Source organism: Pseudalkalibacillus hwajinpoensis, assembly GCF_039851965.1.
Taxonomy (GTDB): domain Bacteria; phylum Bacillota; class Bacilli; order Bacillales; family Guptibacillaceae; genus Guptibacillus; species Guptibacillus hwajinpoensis_E.
In genome coordinates this window covers 624590-644649 of record NZ_CP156674.1, presented here as the reverse complement: position 1 = coordinate 644649, position 20060 = coordinate 624590, and the positions used below count along the sequence as shown (strand labels likewise).

General features: G+C 40.4%; 21 protein-coding genes. 16 read left to right on the top strand and 5 right to left on the bottom strand.

The features are described 5' to 3' along the window. Positions 1–73: 73 nt before the first annotated feature. Together ABFG93_RS03245 and ABFG93_RS03240 are read left to right on the top strand one after the other, a co-directional pair. A complete protein-coding gene (locus ABFG93_RS03245) occupies positions 74–1909 on the top strand; it encodes a PAS domain-containing protein (protein WP_347550609.1) in 1836 nt (611 codons plus the stop codon). A 77-nt stretch (positions 1910–1986) separates the two neighbouring features. Beyond that, entirely contained in the window at positions 1987–2367 is a 381-nt protein-coding gene (locus ABFG93_RS03240) for a VOC family protein (RefSeq protein ID WP_347550607.1), read from the top strand. A gap of 36 nt (positions 2368–2403) precedes the next feature. On the opposite strand, the gene ABFG93_RS03235 is transcribed toward ABFG93_RS03240, so the two are convergent. Continuing rightward, on the bottom strand, positions 2404–2553 hold the full coding sequence (locus ABFG93_RS03235) for a hypothetical protein (protein ID WP_347550606.1): 150 nt from the start codon (positions 2551–2553) through the stop codon (positions 2404–2406). 292 nt (positions 2554–2845) lie between these two features. Between ABFG93_RS03235 and ABFG93_RS03230 the strand changes: the two genes are divergently transcribed. The 5 genes from ABFG93_RS03230 (at position 2846) to ABFG93_RS03210 (ending at position 7109) form a co-directional block, all read left to right on the top strand. Beyond that, a complete protein-coding gene (locus ABFG93_RS03230) occupies positions 2846–3004 on the top strand; it encodes a hypothetical protein (protein WP_347550604.1) in 159 nt (52 codons plus the stop codon). A gap of 154 nt (positions 3005–3158) precedes the next feature. Further along, a complete protein-coding gene (corA, locus tag ABFG93_RS03225) occupies positions 3159–4232 on the top strand; it encodes a magnesium/cobalt transporter CorA (protein ID WP_347550603.1) in 1074 nt (357 codons plus the stop codon). A gap of 12 nt (positions 4233–4244) precedes the next feature. Then, positions 4245–4976 (top strand): SDR family NAD(P)-dependent oxidoreductase, encoded by a 732-nt coding sequence (locus tag ABFG93_RS03220; RefSeq protein ID WP_347550601.1) that lies wholly within the window; start codon positions 4245–4247, stop codon positions 4974–4976. 103 nt (positions 4977–5079) lie between these two features. Continuing rightward, complete coding sequence (cbpB, locus tag ABFG93_RS03215) at positions 5080–5535, top strand: cyclic-di-AMP-binding protein CbpB (RefSeq protein WP_347550599.1); 456 nt, start codon at positions 5080–5082, stop codon at positions 5533–5535. Positions 5536–5588: 53 nt separating this feature from the next. Next, a complete protein-coding gene (locus ABFG93_RS03210) occupies positions 5589–7109 on the top strand; it encodes an MDR family MFS transporter (protein ID WP_347550597.1) in 1521 nt (506 codons plus the stop codon). 3 nt (positions 7110–7112) lie between these two features. Here the strand turns inward: ABFG93_RS03210 and ABFG93_RS03205 are convergent, their stop codons facing one another. Continuing rightward, positions 7113–7481: a VOC family protein gene (locus tag ABFG93_RS03205; RefSeq protein ID WP_347550595.1), complete on the bottom strand. Its 369-nt coding sequence runs from the start codon at positions 7479–7481 to the stop codon at positions 7113–7115. A gap of 17 nt (positions 7482–7498) precedes the next feature. Continuing rightward, positions 7499–8239, bottom strand: a complete 741-nt coding sequence (locus ABFG93_RS03200) for a sulfite exporter TauE/SafE family protein (RefSeq protein ID WP_347550593.1) — start codon at positions 8237–8239, stop codon at positions 7499–7501. Positions 8240–8446: 207 nt separating this feature from the next. On the opposite strand from ABFG93_RS03200, the gene ABFG93_RS03195 reads away from it, so the two are divergent. The 4 genes from ABFG93_RS03195 to ABFG93_RS03180 all read left to right on the top strand — a co-directional run bounded on the left by ABFG93_RS03195 (position 8447) and on the right by ABFG93_RS03180 (position 11610). Continuing rightward, a complete protein-coding gene (locus tag ABFG93_RS03195) occupies positions 8447–9256 on the top strand; it encodes a LysR family transcriptional regulator (RefSeq protein WP_431522075.1) in 810 nt (269 codons plus the stop codon). A gap of 99 nt (positions 9257–9355) precedes the next feature. Beyond that, positions 9356–10075: a 2,3,4,5-tetrahydropyridine-2,6-dicarboxylate N-acetyltransferase gene (gene dapD / locus ABFG93_RS03190; RefSeq protein WP_347550589.1), complete on the top strand. Its 720-nt coding sequence runs from the start codon at positions 9356–9358 to the stop codon at positions 10073–10075. A gap of 5 nt (positions 10076–10080) precedes the next feature. Further along, positions 10081–11196, top strand: coding sequence for an N-acetyldiaminopimelate deacetylase (locus ABFG93_RS03185; RefSeq protein WP_347550587.1), 1116 nt, complete (start codon positions 10081–10083; stop codon positions 11194–11196). Positions 11197–11367: 171 nt separating this feature from the next. Next, the gene (locus ABFG93_RS03180; RefSeq protein ID WP_347550585.1) at positions 11368–11610 is read left to right on the top strand and encodes a YkuS family protein; all 243 of its coding nucleotides are present in this window, start codon (positions 11368–11370) and stop codon (positions 11608–11610) included. A gap of 32 nt (positions 11611–11642) precedes the next feature. Here the strand turns inward: ABFG93_RS03180 and ABFG93_RS03175 are convergent, their stop codons facing one another. Then, entirely contained in the window at positions 11643–11849 is a 207-nt protein-coding gene (locus ABFG93_RS03175) for a ChaB family protein (protein WP_347550584.1), read from the bottom strand. A 63-nt stretch (positions 11850–11912) separates the two neighbouring features. Then, entirely contained in the window at positions 11913–12749 is an 837-nt protein-coding gene (locus ABFG93_RS03170; RefSeq protein WP_347550583.1) for a mechanosensitive ion channel family protein, read from the bottom strand. 290 nt (positions 12750–13039) lie between these two features. On the opposite strand from ABFG93_RS03170, the gene ABFG93_RS03165 reads away from it, so the two are divergent. The 5 genes from ABFG93_RS03165 (at position 13040) to ABFG93_RS03145 (ending at position 20023) form a co-directional block, all read left to right on the top strand. Next, entirely contained in the window at positions 13040–13585 is a 546-nt protein-coding gene (locus tag ABFG93_RS03165; RefSeq protein ID WP_347550581.1) for a peroxiredoxin, read from the top strand. Between the two features lie 291 nt (positions 13586–13876). Beyond that, complete coding sequence (locus ABFG93_RS03160; RefSeq protein ID WP_347550579.1) at positions 13877–15631, top strand: ABC transporter ATP-binding protein; 1755 nt, start codon at positions 13877–13879, stop codon at positions 15629–15631. A 14-nt stretch (positions 15632–15645) separates the two neighbouring features. Then, a complete protein-coding gene (locus tag ABFG93_RS03155; protein WP_347550577.1) occupies positions 15646–17448 on the top strand; it encodes an ABC transporter ATP-binding protein in 1803 nt (600 codons plus the stop codon). A 201-nt stretch (positions 17449–17649) separates the two neighbouring features. After that, the gene (locus tag ABFG93_RS03150; RefSeq protein ID WP_347550576.1) at positions 17650–18984 is read left to right on the top strand and encodes a cytochrome ubiquinol oxidase subunit I; all 1335 of its coding nucleotides are present in this window, start codon (positions 17650–17652) and stop codon (positions 18982–18984) included. Positions 18985–19006: 22 nt separating this feature from the next. Continuing rightward, on the top strand, positions 19007–20023 hold the full coding sequence (locus ABFG93_RS03145) for a cytochrome d ubiquinol oxidase subunit II (RefSeq protein WP_347550574.1): 1017 nt from the start codon (positions 19007–19009) through the stop codon (positions 20021–20023). Positions 20024–20060: the final 37 nt, after the last annotated feature.

Below are 20060 nucleotides of genomic sequence, written 5' to 3'. Positions count from 1 at the left end.
TCTCCCAGTTTATTGTTAGGTTTCTGAGATGGAGATGATATAATTATTTTAAAGACATTAAAGGAGACCGCTTATGGAAAATAAAAGGGAAGAGAAAAAAATGTTTTCCATGAATGGGAACAGCTCTGACCAGGAAACACGCGAACTCCGAAGGGAGCATTCAGAAATAACTGATAAGCAGGATATTTTTAATCACTCAAGAGACGGGATGACATTAGCGAATCAATTAGGACAAGTTGTAGAAGTGAACCAGGCTTGCTGTGAGATTTTTGAGATGGACAGAATTCAATTGAAAAATAAAGTGGTTGGACATCATGTGGCACCTGAGGGTAGGGATGCTTTTAAACAAATGATGATGGAGTTAGAGGAGAAGGGATACGTTGTTGCGCAACTCCCGGTTATACTTGAAAAAGGGAAAAGGAAAGTGATTGAGTTATCGATTACGCTCAGGGCTTATAATAATTTGAATTTATCGATTATTCGGGATGTTACGCTTGAGCGCATGTTGTTGGATGAATTAATGGAAAACAAAGAGAAGTTCAGGAACATTTTAGAATATGCGCTTGATGGGATTTTGATCTGGAACGCTGAGAGAATGATTGTTGATGCGAACCCAGCTGCTTGTGAGCTTTTTAATCTTAATAGAAAGGATATCCGTTCTCATAATTTGTTTGATTTTCTTGAAGGTCAAAACATTTCAATCGGAATGTCTTTTCAAAGTGAGCTTGAGAAAAATGGGGAACTTCGCAGGGATATACAGTTTACAATGCCGGGGGGAGTTAACAAGCACCTTGAGTTTACATCAAAGAAAAGTATCCATGCGGATTTGTATTTAACAATATACCGAGATATTACTCATACAAAAAAGATGATTTTAGAATTAAAAGAGAGCGAAGAGCAATTTCGCAATCTTTTTGAACGGGCGCTTGATGGGATGGCCATTCTGAGTGAAAGTGGCCACGTTGTTAATGTGAATTGTGCTTTTTGTCGGATGTTCGACCAGAACTATCAATCGATTGTTCAAACCCACTATTCAGAAGTAGAAAGTGACTGTGAAATTATTTGGGACAATCCAGCCAAAAACGGCAGAAGCGGAGAGGGAAAGCGATTTAACCCAAAAACGAAGCAGACTGAAACATTTAGTTTTACGTTAAGCTATAATATTTATCCGGGTCATCACCTTGTTATTGTACGAGATATGACCGATATTAAAGAGGCCGAGGAAAATCTTCATAAAACGGAAACGAGCAATGTATTAGGTGAACTTGCTGCAGGGGTGGCCCATGAGATAAGGAATCCACTCTCAACAATAAAAGGATTTCTACAATTGCTTGACGGAAACAAGTCAGTCAATGATGAGCTTTTGAAGGTCGTTTTAGATGAGATGGGGCAAGTAGAGGAAATCGTGAATGAATTTCTGCTTCTTTCAAAGCGAGAATTCACATCCTATGAGTCGATTTATCTAAACGAACTGTTAAAACAGGTCGTAGAGCGCTTCTCACCGCTTGCTGCTGAAACGGGCATCAATATCATTGAAGTGTATGGCAGGACAGGAATTGAATGTGTAGGGATTCGATCTCATATCAAGCAGGTCCTCTCTAACATTATTGAAAATGGGATCAAGGCTATGCCTGGGGGCGGAAAACTTCGAATTACCTTGAGTAAAGAGCACGAAAAGTCCATTTTGATTGTAGTGGAAGATGAAGGGAATGGAATACCAGATCATCTTATTCATCGACTTGGCGAGCCGTATTATCAAACTTCAGAACAGGGCACCGGACTCGGTCTTATGGTTAGCTATAAAGTCGTTAAAGAACATGGTGGTCAGATTAACGTTTCAAGCGTAAGAGGATCAGGAACAACATTTAAAATCACGTTACCTGTTGATCCGACCCTTAAGGGGCAGTAAAACCCGACCTCTGGTGGACGTTTCAATAAATGGACAAGTTGGTAAAAAGCGTTAGGAACAAGTTAGGAGTGAAGTAAATGATTGAAATTGAAGGAATTCATCATGTGAGTTTAGCGGTAACTGATTTAGAAAGAGCAAGAACTTTTTATTCTGAAGTGCTTTGCCTGAAAGAGATGAAGCGTCCAGATTTCGATTTCCCTGGTGCGTGGTATGAGGTAGGAAGTCAGCAACTTCATCTTATTGTACATCCTTCTGCAAAAACACTTAGAGGCACCAGGGAGCTTAATTCTAAAGAAGGACACTTCGCGTTTCGTGTCAAAAGTTATGATGCAACTTTGCAATGGTTGAAGAAAATAGGAGCGGACGTGTATGAAAATCCAACCAGTCGAAGTGGGTTTGCGCAAATTTTTGTTTCCGATCCTGATGGGAATTTAATTGAATTAAATACCGAGCAGTAAATCAGAAAAGACCCTCACTCCGAGGGCCTTTTCTGATCAGTCGTTTGTTTTAAATTCGCTATTTTCTCGTTGTGGATTAGCGCTTTTCTGAGCATCTTTGACAACTGCTTTCGCTTTCTCGGCTTTTCTCTGATCTTCTTTAGCTTTTTCCTCGATCTGTCTAATATCTTGTTTAGAATGGTTCATTATATCCTTCCTCCTCAAATCTTTCTTTTATCGTACTTTACCTTAATTCAGAAAAACTTTCAAGTTAAAATATATTTACCCCAATCTTAAGTCGCAGTAAAATCTTCTTCCTAAAAACATAGGTCAAACAAGACGGTTAAGTGGTGAGTTCAACTGCTCTAAAGGTCCTGTTGGTTCATTTACCATTAGAGGGGGAGGAAGCAACACCCTCTGTGATGAAAATTTTACTTTATTCTGACATCATTCCATCGCATCCTCATAAATTGATAGAAAGTAGTGAAGGAGGATGGCGATGGTTCTTGTATGGATTGCCCTATTTGCAATGTTCTTGATGCTTGGCCTTTTTATGTTGGTGATCTGGAGTGGTATTAAAACAGATTCTATGAAATCTGATTGTGAGGATCTGTGGGCAAACTATGAGGAAGTAATGGACAAAGAGAAGATTTTCTAGCCCGCTCTGCGGGTTTTTATTTTGCAATTCTTAATTAACTTATTTCGAAGACGATGGAATCATAAACAGCTGGCTTAAAGATATTGATCCGCATCATTGTGTTTTCAAATCTATGATTTAGGGTATTTTACTAAAAGAATTGAGGTGAGATCATATGGGAATACGAACAAAATTGAGAAGGAATCGAACACAAAAAAAAGGTATGCCACCTGGATCACTCGTTTACATAGGTGAGGAAAAAACGGAAGAAGTCACGGTGTCAGCTATTGAGTTTGATGACCAAGACATAAATGAATACAACAATATTTCATTAGATAAACTGAAGTCAGTGATCGATTCATATAAGATTACATGGGTGAACGTAAATGGAGTACATAACGTACAAATTGTAGATGAAATCAGTAAGATGATCGGCCTGCATCCGTTAACGACAGAAGATATCCTGAACACAGAACATCGACCCAAAATCGATTTCTTCGAAGATCATTTACTTGCTATTGTCAAAATGCTTGATTTATCAGCCACTGACACGGAGCTAGATATTGAACAGGTCAGCTTTATCATGATGGAAAAAACCGTAATTACATTCCAGGAAAAGCATGGTGATTTATTTGATCCCGTTCGTTTACAGCTTCAAGAAAGTAAGGGGAGAATAAGAAAAGCGGGATCTGATTTTCTATTTTACTCTTTGTTAGATGTGATTTTTGATCAGTATTTGATCATCATGGATGAGATGGACGATCGTATTGCAGATCTTGAAGGTATGATTATGAAGGAACCAGATAATCACTCCCTTCAGGATATTAATGAATACAAAAATACGATTCTTCAGTTAAAGAAAACAGTTTGGCCTGTAAGAGAAGTTGTTAATAAATTGATTAATCGTAAGGTGCCATACATTAAAGAAGATATTTCATTTTACTTACAGGATATTCATGATCATATTGTTCAGGCGAATGATATGGTTGAAACGTCTCGTGGACAGCTTTATGGGCTTCTTGATGTGTATTACTCGAGTTTGAGCATGAAGATGAATGAGATTATGAAAGTACTTACCATTGTTTCAACCATATTTATTCCTTTAACATTTATCGCAGGTATTTATGGCATGAATTTTGCCTACATGCCAGAATTGGATTGGCCATGGAGTTATCCAGCCGTTTGGATTGTCATGATCATTATCACAGCAATTATGCTTGTCTACTTCAAACGAAAAAATTGGTTTTAGGAGGATACATTAATGAAAGAGGTTGTGATTATAACAGGTGCAGGCCATGGTATTGGAAGAGGAGTCGCCATTGCATATGCTGCAAAGGGAAGCCGTGTCATTCTTGCAGATGTGAACGAAGAGGGCTGTCAAGAAACGTTGGAATTATTGCCTGAGAATACAGGAGAGATCATCCTCACAGACGTTAGTAAACCAGAACAGATCGCTCATTTAATGGCTGAGGTAGAAGAGAGATACGGGCGTTTGGACGTTCTGGTTAACAATGCAGGGGTGTCCGCATTTAAACCAATGGACGAGCTTCATGTGGATGAATGGGATACGATTATGAATACGAATTTAAGAAGTGTCTTCCTGGGATCACGTGCTGGTGCAAGACTAATGAGAATAAACGGTGGTGGGTCTATTATTAATATTGCTTCAACGAGAGCGAGTATGTCAGAACCTGATAGCGAAGCGTACGCAGCTACAAAAGGGGGAATTGTTGCCCTGACGCACGCACTTGCTATCTCTCTTTCAAAAGACAGCATCACAGTTAATGCCATTAGTCCTGGTTGGATCGAAGTAGAAAACTATGATTCTTTAAGGGAAGTTGACCATCAACAGCATCCATCAGGAAGAGTTGGTAAACCATCTGATATCGGAAGAGCCTGTCTATTTCTTTCAAGTCCTGACAATAACTTTGTGACTGGAGAAAATTTGGTAGTCGATGGAGGCATGACCAGAAAAATGATTTATGAACATTAAGTAAGTAGAAGTTAACGGACAAACGTGATTCGTGGTACTATAATAACAGACCTTCATTAGAAAAGATAAAACAGGGTGAATCATGCTTGAGGGGACGTTTTAAATGGCTAAACATATTGAATTACCTAATTTGTACGAAACTGGAATAGAAGACCTTGTTATTTCAGCTGAAAAAGTTGCGCATGTTCAATTGTCTAACCCACTGGAGCATGCCATGCTAATTTTGATTAAGTCTGGCTATTCCTCAATTCCGGTATTGGATACAAAGTACCGCTTAAAAGGATTAATCAGTCAGCCGCTTATTCTAGATTCGATTTTAGGAATTGAGCGTATTGAATTTGAGAAATTAAGTGAGTTTGTGGTTGAAGATGTAATGAATACTGACATACCCTGTATTAATGAGAAAGATGGCTTTTTCAAAGGTTTGAAACTTTCTATTGATCATCCTTTTCTTTGTGTGGTCGACGATGAGAATATCTTCAAAGGGATCTTGACGAGAAGAGCGCTTCTAAAATTTGTTAATCGTTATTTACATGAGTCTTCCGTAAGGCAGTCTTAATTGATTTAACCCGGTAGTTGCTACCGGGTTTTTTACATATGGAGTTGAAGAGGATGAAATCGCTAACAAATGTAATGATAAGTAGTATAAGAAAAAAAGAAACGAGTCGCCCTCTTGTTTTGGGTGCCATCATTATTGGTATGTTTATGGCAGCGATCGAGGGGACGATTGTATCAACGGCAATGCCAGGGATTGTTGGAGACCTTGGCGGATTTTCACAATTCAGCTGGGTGTTTTCTGCCTATCTTCTCATGTCCGCTATTACTGTCTTAATATTCGGAAAGCTTTCCGACTTGTTTGGAAGGAAACCGATCTACACAATCGGGATTATCGTTTTTTTGGTTGGCTCTTTTCTTTGTGGATTTGCAGGTTCGATGGAAGCACTGATTGTATTTCGGTTGATTCAGGGAATCGGTGCTGGAGCAGTTCAACCAATAGCGCTTACAATCGTTGGCGACATGTATTCAATGGAAGAACGAGCAAAGATTCAAGGGTATTTAGCGAGCGTGTGGGGGATTTCAGCAATTGCGGGCCCGGCCCTTGGCGGCATTTTCGTTCAATATATTGACTGGGCATGGGTATTCTGGATGAACATTCCGCTTGGCATACTGTCCCTTATTGGCATGCTTCTTTTTCTTCATGAAACGATTGATAAAGAGAGGAAGTCGATTGATTATTCCGGAGCTGGTCTGTTACTTGTTTCTGTTACCTCGCTAATGGTCGTGCTGATTGAGGGAGGTGTACACTGGGAGTGGAGCTCAACGCAAATCATAGTCCTGCTGTTCGTAGCTGCTTTAGGCATAGGGTTATTTATTAAGGTCGAAAAAAGGGCGATAGAACCCTTGATGCCTCTAGGAATATGGCGAAATCCTGTCATTGCGTTATCAAATTCAGTAACGTTTACAACGGGTATGATCTTAATTGGAGTATCAAGTTTTCTTCCTACATTTGTGCAGGGTGTTATGGAACGCTCGCCAATTGTAGCAGGGTTTACCTTAACAACAATGTCGATTGGCTGGCCGATTGCTTCAACAATTGCAGGGAACCTAGTTATAAAAATAGGGTTCAGAACAACTTCTCTCCTTGGAGGGCTCTCTCTTATTGCCGGTGCGACTGTTTACCTGTTTATGACGCCTGCACTCGGTCCAGTTTTTGCTGGAGCAGGTTCCTTTTTCATTGGAGTTGGAATGGGGTTAACATCTACAACGTTTATCGTTGCCATTCAGAGCTCTGTATCTTGGGAGCAACGAGGCATAGCAACAGCGTCTAATATGTTTATGAGAACGCTTGGAAGCGCTGTGGGTGCAGCGCTTCTCGGAGGAATCCTTAACAGTCGATTACAAAACTACCTCTCTGGAAAAGAGGGAAGTGAAAACGTGACCATTAATAGCGCGAACCTATTATTAAGTGAATCGAAAAGAATGAATCTTGAGCCGTCTTCACTCGAGCTTCTGCAGACTGGACTTACCATATCTTTGAAATGGGTTTATGGTGGAGTTAGCGTACTGGCACTGCTTAGCTTGGTTCTCGTTCTTTTTCTTCCTAAACCTGCTAAAAAAGAAGTACGTATGTGATGTCTATTTCGTTGGTTCAATGAATTCGATACGATTTTTAAAAGGGTCATAGAATGAAAAGCGCTTGTAACCATCGATCTCTATTTGAGGTTGAATGGTAACGTTATGCTTTTTCAGATGTTCTCTAGCATTTTCGATATCATTTACTTCAAATGCAGGATGTCTCTTACCTGGTATGACCTGTTTTTCGACTCCAATGTGTATTTCAATGTTTGCGATTTCTGCCCAGAAGCCACCATTTTTCTTAAGCTGTTTCGGTTTTTCAATTTCTTGAAAACCAAGTTTGCTTAAATAAAAATCTCTTGCCCTCTCTTCTTCACCAGAAGGGATGCAAATTTGAAGGTGATGGAGTCGCTTATAGTTAATAGACATAGACTAACACTCCCATTTTAAAATTGATTTTTAAAAATACTAAAACAAACCTGGAAAATAAGAAGGATCGTCATGGAACGAAGCAGCCAATTAACTTGATTAAGAGAGAGTCTGTTCGCAATACGCACCGAGATTTGTGCTCCTGTTATTGATCCTGCTGCTAACGGGAGGGCCACGGCCATATTTAAGTGGTCACTTAAGAAATATACAAAGACAGCCCCTGTACAGCTCAAAAAAGTATTAAACCTCGTAAGTCCAATGGAAGCAAGGTAGGAAATACCACTTTGACGAAATAAGTGCATTTGTAGCGTTGCCTGCCCCGGGCCAAAGGTGCCATCATACCAGCCGATGATACCAACAAAAGGGAGCGATTTTAGCGGGACTCTTCTTGATAATTGAGTCGCTTGCGTCTTTTTCACAAACGATAATCCAAGTGCAACAATGAGAAGGATTCCAGCGAAAAGCTGAAGTGCCTGTTGAGAAAGGGAGGACGCGAATAGCCCTCCAAGGATTCCTCCAATTAAGGCAATGGGACCGGTTTTGATCGCTTCTCTCATCGATAATTCTTTGCGCTTTAATAGGACAAAAAAACTTGAAAATGAACTGAGCATATTTGAGAATTTATTAGCAGAGATGATGGAGTGAATCGGGAGACCTAACAAGATCATCGCTGGTACATTGATTAACCCGCCACTTCCAGATAAAGTTCCTATAAAAGTTGCTAAAAGGCCGATGCCAAACAACCAGAGCCATTCCATTACACATCTTCCTTTTCCATCACATTCTTCTCTTCTTTCACAGTATATTCCACTTCAAACCATAAAGAAATTAGATTATAATGATGAATTATTATAAGTTTTTCTTATGATATAAGAAGAAGTCAGCAAAGGTTATATTAAGAAGAAGGGGTGGTCTGATTGAGCTCTGAATACCAGGTTCTTTCCATACTAGCAGAAGAAAAAAATATGAGACGCGCTGCAGAGCGCCTGTATGTTTCCCAGCCTGCATTAAGTCAAAGGCTTCAGTCCATTGAAAAAGCATGGGGAGTGCCAATTTTTCTCCGCTCTCAAAAAGGGTTAACCATTACCCCAGCAGGGGAACGAATTATTTCGTTCGCAAACGAGACACTTCGCCAAGAGGAGAAGGTGTACGAAGCGCTAACTGCACTAAGTTCTGAAGTGCACGGAACATTGAAACTTGCAGTCGCTTCGATTATAGGACAATACTGGCTTCCTTCAGTATTGAAGAAATTCGTTGAACACTACCCAAGTGTTAAAATTTCACTTGTTACCGGTTGGAGCAGTGACATATTAAAGTACCTGTACGAAGATGATATACACGTCGGTATTATACGGGGAAAGCCTGATTGGAGAGGGAGAAGTCACTACTTGCTTTCAGATGAACTTTTTTTGGTAGATACGACAATTCGGTCGATTGATGAATTGCAGGAAACAGAGAAGCCGTTCATTCAGTTTAAAAGTGATTCAACTTATTTTCAAGAGATCCAGGATTGGTGGCAAACCCAGTCGTTCGCACCGCCAAAGAAAACAATCGTCGTAGATCAGATTGAAACGTGCAAACAAATGGCGCTGAATGGAATCGGGTATGCTATTCTTCCTTCAATCAGTATTACAGAGGATAATAAGGAGTTCTTCCGGATTCCGCTTTCAGACCGAGATGGGGCTCCGCTTAAGCGTGATACGTGGCTATTGACAAATGATACGGCTATGCAGCTTAAACAGGTTCAAAAATTTATGGAATTACTAAATGTCTAGCCTGTAAGATTAGACTTCACGCTGTCGATCATGTACGATAAAATGAGACACATGCTGAAGCAATAAGCTCAGCAGGATGAACTAAGGAGGAATTAAACCATGAAAATGATGGATGCAAACGAAATTATTAGCTTTATTCAAAACAGTGAGAAATCAACTCCTGTGAAAGTACATATAAAAGGGAACCTCGAAGGGATTGACTTTGGAAGCAACACGAAGTCGTTCATTACTGGTAACACAGGTGTTCTTTTTGGTGAGTGGAAAGATATCAAAAAAGCACTTGAAGCAGAAGCAGCTAATATTGAAGATTATGTAGTTGAAAACGACCGTCGTAACTCAGCCATTCCTATGCTTGACCTTAAAGGCATTCAAGCTCGCATTGAGCCTGGCGCTGTTATCCGTGATCAAGTTGAGATCGGAAACAATGCTGTAATCATGATGGGCGCGATGATCAACATCGGATCAGTAGTAGGTGAAGGTACAATGATCGACATGAACGTTGTTCTTGGCGGACGAGCAACTGTCGGTAAAAACTGTCACATTGGTGCTGGATCTGTTCTTGCTGGCGTTATCGAGCCACCATCGGCAAGCCCGGTTATCATTGAAGATGATGTAGTTATCGGTGCGAATGCCGTTGTACTTGAAGGCGTAAAAGTCGGTAAGGGTGCTGTTGTTGCAGCTGGTGCGATTGTAACAGAAGATGTACCTGAATATACACTTGTTGCTGGTACACCTGCACGCGTATTGAAAAAAATCGATGATCAAACACGTTCAAAAACTGAAATTAAAAAAGAGCTTCGTCAGCTTCAAAACGATTAATTTCAATGGATACAAGGTCTGTACGAAGAGAGTTGCATCGCATTCCTGAGATTGGATTTAAGGAATTTAAAACGCAGCGCTACCTTCTTCACTTTATTGAACAGCTTCCACAGGAGCGCCTAGAGATTAAAACATGGCGAACCGGTATCCTTGTGCGCGTGAGCGGAGAGAATCCTTCTAAAACGATTGGTTACCGAACAGATATTGATGGTCTACCTATCAATGAAGAGACCGGCTATGATTACCAATCTGACCATGAAGGATATATGCATGCGTGTGGTCATGATTTTCATATGACGATCGCGCTTTCACTTCTTGAGTATTATGCGAATCATAAAGTTAAAGACAATTTGCTGTTCATTTTCCAACCGGCAGAAGAAGGACCTGGTGGTGCGCTCCCAATGCTTAAGAGTGAAGAATTAACGGCGTGGAAGCCAGATCAAATGGTAGCATTACACATCGCACCAGAGTATCCTGTCGGAACAATTGCGACAAGACCTGGATTGCTGTTCGCGAATACGTCTGAGCTGTTTATTAATTTAAAAGGCAAGGGCGGTCATGCAGCATATCCTCATCACACGAGGGATATGGTTGTCGCGGCCAGCCATCTTGTTACACAGTTTCAGTCTATTGTAGCGAGAAATGTAGATCCACTTGATTCAGCTGTTGTAACAGTTGGTAAAATTGAGGGAGGCACCAAGCAAAATATTATTGCTGAGACGGCTAGAGTAGAAGGGACGATTAGAACTCTTACAGCAGATTCTATGTCCCTCGTAAAGAAACGAATTGAAGCAATAGTGAAAGGGATTGAGGCTTCATTTGAGTGTGAGGCTTCCATTGATTATGGTTCGAATTATTATCAGGTCTATAATGATACTGAACTAGTTCGAGCATTTATGGAAGAAGCTAGAAAACTTTCCGATATAGCTGTTGTTGAATGTCGTGAAGCCATGACTGGAGAAGACTTCGGGTATTTCCTAAAAGAAATTCCGGGATTTATGTTCTGGCTTGGTGTCAATTCAGAATCCGGTCTTCATTCGTCAACTCTAAAGCCGGATGAAGGAGCGATTGATACAGCAGTCCATGTGATGACAGCTTACTTAAATAAGATAGCGAATTAACGTGACGTAATCCTCGAGCAAATGCTCGGGGATTTTTCCGTGTCGTTTGGTGTTTTATACAATAAACTGTTAAAGGTGAATTCATTCTATTCACGTATAATCCTCCTTCCTGTGGTGATGATAATAGTGTTAGAGAGGATACATAATTGGATGGTGAAAGGAGTGAAGAATATGAAGAGAATTGCTGTAGAAGATACGCTTTCTGATGTAGCGCAGGCGCTCCAGGCAAAAGGTTACGAGGTTGTACCTTTGAAACAGGAGAGTGATGCGAATGGCTGTGATTGCTGTGTCGTATCCGGACAGGACCAAAATGTGATGGGAATGCAGACAGTGAGTACAAAGGGGTCTGTCATTAACGCAGATGGAATGACAGCTGATCAGGTGTGTCAGCAGGTAGATAGTCGTTACCAGTAAACATAGAAAAGAACCCCGAGAGGGGTTCTTTTTTATTCATTATCTTTTTTAACCCAGTTGCTATTGTCGTTCTTTTGATACTTTTCCTCGACTGCACTCCAGGCTACTTTAAACGCGGTTTTCTCCGAGTCATATTGCTTTGAAGCAGAATTAAACGCTTCTTTAAAGATATCTTGTGCGTGAGCGGGTAAGTTGTCTTTCACTTGCTCCGGAAGATCGTTTCGTGAATTGTAAGGCAAGGTAATCACACTCCTTTAGAAGGTCTGTGATTACTTTACCCATGCAAGTCGGTGAATAAACGATTACTGTTCTTTCTTCTCGATATAAACTTGGTGTGGGAAAGGAATTTCAATTCCGTTAGCATCAAGCGCTTCTTTAATTTCCTTGCGCAGCTGGCGCTCTACACCCCATTGTTCCATATTCTTTGTTCGACAAAGAACACGAAGCACAACATCTGATGAACCAAGACTTTGAACGCCAAGTACGTCAGGACCTTCAAGTACTGCTTCGTTCGAACTTGCTACATTGTCACATACGCTCTGGATGACTTTAATCGCTTCATCAATATTATCATCATAAGAAATACCGATATCTACGAGTGCACGCATGTTTCCTCGAGAGTGATTGCTTAATGAACTAATTTCTCGGTTTGGCACATAGTTCAGCGTACCGTCAAATGAACGAATATGAGTCGTTCTAAGACCAACTTCTTCTACGATGCCATCGAATCCGCCTGCTGTTACGTAGTCTCCAACATCCATCTGCTTTTCAAGTAGTATGAAAAACCCGGTTACCACGTCACTTACTAGACCTTGAGCACCAAATCCAACAGCAAGTCCGATAATACCTGCTCCGGCAATGAGTGCTTTAATATCAAATCCGAAAGTTTCAAATATGATAGCAACTGCCATGAAGATTAGAACATATGATAAGATGCTTTTCGCTAAATTTTTAAGCGTATTCGCTCTACCGGGGCTCATGTTTTGTCTTTCTGATACCTGACCAAATGTTCTCTCAATAAACCGATTTCCAATTGTTTTTACGATTGCATAAACGATTAGAATAGCGATTAGCTTCAATAAAATCAATCCGGTTGATACGAGGAGTCCTGCCCAGTCAATGTTTTCAAAGAGTTCCAATAAACTTCCTCCTTCAATTACGTCTCTAATATAGAGATAGTATACGGTCAAAGTATATCGAAAGCTGTCGTGTAAATTCAAGTAAAGTGTTGAAACAAGACGAATGAAACGATTTTCGGTATACTAAAGTTACCTTGTTTAGTTGCCTGTAAACGTGGGTACGATAGTGAGGGCAGGGTTATTGCGTACATTAAATTAATTATTAGTTAATATTGACTAAAAATAACTCGTGTACTATAATGGCATTTGTAGGCGAAAGCCGCAGGATATTTTCTAGGAGGGATTTACACATGGTAGAACGCATGGTAGGTAAACAAGCACCTCGCTTCGAAATGGAAGCAGTTATGACAGACAAAGAATTTGGTAAAGTAAGTCTTGAAGAAAATATGAAAAACGATAAATGGACAGTCCTTTTCTTCTATCCAATGGACTTCACATTCGTTTGTCCAACTGAAATTACAGCACTTAGCGATCGTTTCGAAGAGTTCGATGATCTAGATGCAGAAGTAATCGGTGTATCAACTGATACTATCCATACTCACCTTGCATGGATCAACACTGCTCGTGACGCAAATGGTCTAGGTGACCTTAACTACGCACTTGCTGCTGACACAAACCATAAAGTTTCTAAAGAATACGGCGTATTCATTGAAGATGAAGGTGTTGCACTTCGCGGACTATTCATCATCAATCCTGAAGGTGAACTTCAGTACTCTGTTGTTAACCACAACAACATTGGTCGCGACGTAGACGAAACACTACGCGTCCTTCAAGCACTTCAAACTGGCGGACTTTGCCCAGCAAACTGGAAGCCAGGTCAAGAAACACTTAAATAGAATGCAAACCAAACTCCAGGGAGGACAACCTCTCTGGAGTTTTTTTTGTATTAATTATTATAGTTAACCTTATGTTATCTTCAAAGGTGGGTTACGACGATATCTGGCTCATTCGAGTGGAACCTTCCTTCCACGGCTTAAGCCAAATATCAACTCCGCATCTTCGATAGGTACGTCATTTAAATAATTCAAAATTTTAGTCCTAATAGGTGGTTATTTATTTCGAAATCCGATATATTATGTATATTGTCACTAATTTCAAAATTTTTTATTGTCAGAGGGTGGTGTGGGATGGATACGTTTAAGAGATTAAAGGATTTTTACTGGCCATATAAGAAGCTTTTTCTTTGGTCCGTTTTCTCATTGGTGTTTGTGACGGGAATTACAGTTCTATATCCAATGGTATTACAATTTACAATTGATGATGTCATTCTAAAGCAGGAGTACAAATGGGTTCCATATCTAGCATTTGGCTTCATTGCCATTATGATCGTGAAAGGGATCGCTACTTTTTTCCATCAATATCTCGGTGATTTATTTGGAGTAACAGCAGTTTACAGATTAAGAGAAGAGCTTTATAAAAAACTACAATATTTACCTTTCCGTTATTACGATAATGCGAAGACCGGTGATTTGATGTCCCGTTTGACAGCTGACGTAGAAGGATTTCGTTTTTTTCTTTCGTTCGGATTTGCACAGGTCATCAACTTCATATTGATTGTTAGTTTTAGTTTGGTTGTCATGTTCAGTTATTCGGTACCGCTTGCTATCGTAACGCTTGGGATGCTGCCTTTCCTTGCGATAACAGTGTATCAGTTTGATAAACGCGTGCACCCTGCCTTCAGGGGAATTCGTAAATCGATGGCCAGGCTAAATACGAAAGTGCAAGAAAATATTAGCGGTATTAATACCGTTAAATCTTTATCACGAGAAGATTTTGAAATCAATAAGTTTGTTGATAGCAATACTGACTATCGTGATAATTACTTAACAACTTCTTATATCTGGGCAAAATTCTTCCCGCTAATGGAGTTTATCGGGAACTTATGTGTTGTGTTCCTACTATCGTATGGCGGCTACTTAGTATTTCAAAATCAGCTACAACCAGGTGAGCTTGTTGCGTTCTTCAGCCTTGTCTGGTATATCATATGGCCAATTATGAACCTCGGATTTGTCATTAATACGTTTTCGCAATCAAAGGCATCCGGAGAACGTCTGCTTGAAATTCTAGATGAATCGGAAGATATTTATGATAGAGATGGAGCCGTTGAGGTTGAGCGCATGGAAGGGCATGTTGTATTCAACCATGTGACACACAAATATGCTTCTGAAGATGATGAAGCTTTAAAGGATATTTCATTTGATGCACCAAAAGGAACGACGATTGGGTTGCTTGGTGCAACAGGTGCAGGTAAGACGACCATTACTCAATTGATTGCTCGTTTCTATGAGCCTAATCAGGGAGAAGTTCATATTGATGGAAGAAATATCAATGACTATACAGTTAAATCACTTCGAAGAAATATAGGTGTTGTATTACAGGAAACGTTCTTATTCTCATCAACGATACGAGACAACATTGCATACGGCGATCCAGACGTGTCATTTGAGAAAATAGAAGACGCTGCAAAGCGAGCGCAAGCTCATGAATTCATTATGGAAATGCCAGATGGGTACGATACGGTACTCGGGGAGCGCGGGATGGGACTTTCTGGTGGTCAGAAGCAGAGAATTGCCATTGCACGAGCGATTCTTACTGATCCGAGTATACTCATTCTTGATGATGCGACGAGTGCCGTTGATATGCAAACGGAAGGAAAGATTCAAAAAGCGTTCCAGGAAGTGATGAAGGGAAGAACAACTTTTATCATAGCTCACCGTATTTCATCTCTTAAGCATGCAGATGAAATTCTAGTGTTGAGTCAAGGAGAAGTTGTTGAAAGAGGAAAGCACGACGAACTAATTGAAAGCGATGGCTATTATCGCAGCATTTATGATATTCAGTATCAGGATCGGAAGGAAATACTAGCACGACAAACGGGTTGAAATGAGGTGAAGGAATGAAACAAAATCGTAGAGAGAGATTTCACTATTCACAGGATACTGCTATTGAGAAACAATTTAATTGGAAGCAAATGACGCGGTTACTAGGTTACATGGAGCCTTATAAGAAGAAATTAGTGCCTAAAGCGATCATTGCAATGCTTTTATCAACGGCTGTTAGATTAATCGTACCGATTTTTATCGGGGTCTTACTTTTTGACCACGCCATTAAGAACAAAGATCAAATGCTCCTTATTCAGTTAATAGTGGGAATTGCGGGGCTATATTTGATCTCCTGGATTGCCAATACGTATCGTATTAAATGGACTAACCAACTCGGGCAGTATATTATTTATGACATCAGGCAGGGGCTGTTTAAGCATATCCAGCGTCTGTCCCACGGTTTCTTTGATAAACGTTCTGCTGGGTCCATTCTTGTAAGAATCATTAATGATGTTAACTCTATGCAGGAATTGTTTACAAGCGGTGTTATTAATCTTCTGATGGACATTGTTCTACTTATGGGTATAATTGTGATCATGTTTGTGCTTAGTCCGCAATTAACACTAGCAATCATGATTATTCTTCCGCTTATGTTCTTAATTTCTACAAGCCTAAGGAAAAGAATCCGTCGCTCCTGGCAACAGGTGCGTATTAAACAGGCGAAAATCAACTCGCATTTGAATGAGAGCATTCAGGGGATTCGTGTAACACAGTCTTACACTCAAGAGAAAGGTAACATGGAATTCTTTGAAGGTGTGAATCATGAGAATTATGCTAGCTGGAAAGATGCGACACAGAAGAGTGCAATGTTTAGGCCCTTCGTTGAAATGTCAAACGCGATCGGGACTGCTATTCTAATTTGGTTTGGAGTTTACCTAATTCAAAATGGGATGGATTACGGGGTATTCGTTACATTTGCTTTTTATCTTGGTATGTTCTGGGAGCCAATTTCTCGTCTTGGCCAGGTATACAATCAGCTTCTTGTAGCGATGGCTTCATCTGAACGGATATTTGAATTTCTTGATGAACAGCCGAATGTCCCTGAGAAAAAAGATGCAGTAGAGCTTAAGGAAATGAAAGGTGAAATTACTTTTGAGAATGTGGAATTCTCCTATGATGAAAGCCGCAAAGCACTTCATGAAATGAGCCTTACTATGAAGGCTGGTGAGACGGTTGCGCTCGTCGGTCATACGGGTTCAGGTAAATCAACTATCGCGAATCTTATCAGTCGCTTTTACGATCCAACTAAAGGAACGGTGAAAATTGATGGGATGGACCTAAGAGACCTTAAGCTCGATAGTTTACGAGAAAAGGTTAGCGTCGTTCTTCAGGATACGTTTATCTTCTCTGGAACCATCATGGAAAACATCCGTTTCGGGAGACCCGATGCAAGTGATGAGGAAGTGATTGAAGCTGCAAAAGCAGTTGGCGCTGAACAATTTATTCAACGATTAAACAATGGATTTGAAACAGAGGTGGAGGAAAGAGGAAATGTGTTATCTGTCGGTGAACGACAACTGTTATCGTTCTCTCGTGCTCTTCTTGCTGATCCAAGAATACTTATCCTTGATGAAGCAACGGCAAGTATTGATACAGAGACAGAGCTGAAGATTCAACAGGCTCTAAACGTCGTTCTAAAGGGTAGAACAGCGATCATGATTGCCCACCGACTCTCTACAATCCGTGAAGCAGATAATATTATTGTCCTTGATCATGGGCGTATTCTTGAACAGGGCAACCACAGGGAGCTTATACAAAAAGGTGGAACGTACTACGAACTTGTTCGATCACAGTTTAATATGATGGATGCTGGATAAAGGAGCCAACTCGGCTTCTTTATTTTTTTTGCTCATTTCCTTACCGTTTTTTTTTAAAAAGTTTGTGATACTTGTCACAAACACGTCAATGATTCATAATAAAGTTGTCAAGAGTTTCACAGACTGTCTCGTTTCTATTGATTATAATGAGGGAAGTAGAGTAAAAATAGGTAGAAAACGTAAGTAAAGGGGATGAACGATTTGGAATTGGATTCAGCGATGCTAAGCCGCCTATTAACAAGCTTAACACTCGGGTTTCATATTATTTTTGCAACGCTTGGAGTTGGAGTGCCGCTCATGATCAGCCTGGCTGAATGGATTGGTATAAAGCGAAACGATCCTTACTACACATTGCTTGCTCGTCGTTGGACGAGAGGTTTTGTTGTGACCGTTGCAGTTGGAGTTGTTACAGGAACGGCCATAGGTCTCCAACTATCGTTATTATGGCCGAATTTTATGCAGCTTGCCGGACAGGTAATCAGTTTACCACTTTTTCTTGAAACGTTCGCATTCTTTTTTGAAGCCATATTCCTTGGAATCTATCTTTATACATGGGATCGATTCAAGAAGCCAATTTATCACTGGTTAATCTCAATTCCAGTTGTAATAGGATCAACATTGTCAGCTGTGTTTATTTCTACCGTGAATGCTTTTATGAATGCACCGCAGGGCTTTAATATGGTAGACGGAGTTTTAACGGATATAGAACCGCTTGTAGCAATGTTTAATCCAGCAACGCCAACGAAGGTAGGGCACGTTGTGATGTCTGCCTATTTGACGTCAGCTATCGTACTTGCAGCCATTACGGCTTTCCATATGTTGAGAGGGAAACGAAGCACTTATTACAAAAAAGCATTAAAGCTCACAATGACTGCAGGCTTTATATTTGCGATTGGAACTGCAATGATTGGAGACTTTGCTGGTAAATTCCTTGCGGAATACCAGCCTGAAAAACTAGCTGCAGCTGAGTGGCATTTTGAAACATCTGAAAATGCAGATCTTGTTGTAGGAGGGTTTTTAGATCAGGAAACGGAAGAAGTGAAGTATGGCCTCGTACTGCCTAATTTCTTAAGCATCCTTGCCCATGGTAATCCTAGTGCAGAGGTTATGGGCCTTGATCAGGTACCTGAAGACGAAATCCCGCCGTTATATATTCATTACCTGTTTGATGGTATGGTTGGGATAGGAATGTTCCTGGCGGCATTAACATTTTTCTATATGATTGCGCTACGTTTAAAGCGATTTAATTCAGAAAATAAGTGGCTGTTAAGGCTAATTGTACTTGCAGGACCACTCTCTATCTTTGCGATTGAGTTTGGCTGGATCTTCTCGGAGGTTGGACGTCAGCCATGGATACTCTGGGATATTCTCAGGACAGGCCATGCCGCTACAACTTCAGATCATGTCGGATTAATGTTAATTCTTTTTCTTCTGTTATATATCGTTCTGGGTACTCTTTGTGTCACAGTACTTCGTAAAATGTTTAATTCTAATCCTGCTGAGAATGAACTGGAAGAAATTGCAAGAACGAAATAAGTAGATAGAGAGGGGTGAAGGAATGGATATACAACTAGTAGGAATAACGGTATTATGGGTTTTCCTTTACGGTTATTTAATCACAGCATCAATTGATTTTGGCGCAGGTTTCTTTGCTTATTACGGTGAGCTTACCGGGCGTGAGCATATCATTAACAAAATTATTAGCAGGTACCTGTCCCCGGTCTGGGAAGTAACAAATGTATTTTTTGTATTCTTTTTTGTAGGATTGGTCGGTTTCTTCCCTGACACAGCCTATTATTACGGTACGGCTCTTCTAGTTCCCGGCAGTGTTGCGATTATATTGCTTGCGATTAGGGGATCATTCTATGCGTTCGGGAACTATGGAGCTAAGAAGAGCAGGGTGTATACCTTTTTGTATGGTGTAACAGGACTTCTTATTCCTGCTTCACTCTCAACAGCATTGACGCTCTCCGAAGGTGGCTTTATTGAGGAGGTAGACGGAAATGTTACCTTTCTTGCGGGTGAACTATTTACAAATTTTTATTCCTGGTCAGTTGTGCTTCTTGCAATTGTTTCAGTACTCTTTATAAGTGCAGCGTTTCTAACGTATTATGCCAATAGAGCAGGGGATGAGCCTGCTTTAGAACTACTCAGGAAGTATGCTTTATTCTGGAGTGCGCCAACAATCCTTGCAAGTATCCTTGTATTCGTTGCCCTTCAGCAGCATAACCCGGTTCATTTCGAAAGCATTCTCGATTATGCCTGGTTCTTTATTGCATCACTGTTCTGCTTTTTGGCTGCAACCTATCTAATTTTCAATAAGAAAAGATTTGGGACGGCGTTTATTTTCGTTATGCTACAATTCTTCTTTGCCTTCTTCGGATATGGGATTTCACACCTCCCGTATCTTCTGTACGATTACATTACAATTTATTCTGGTTATACGAATGAGACGATGGGCGTTTATCTCGTAATTGCCTTTATAGCAGGGTTATTCCTGCTTGTACCATCGCTTATCTTATTGATGAGATTGTTCCTGTTTGATGCGGAATATGTCAAAGGAAATAAGTCGTAAGGAAGAGATATTGACACAGGAAACCAACGTGATAGGA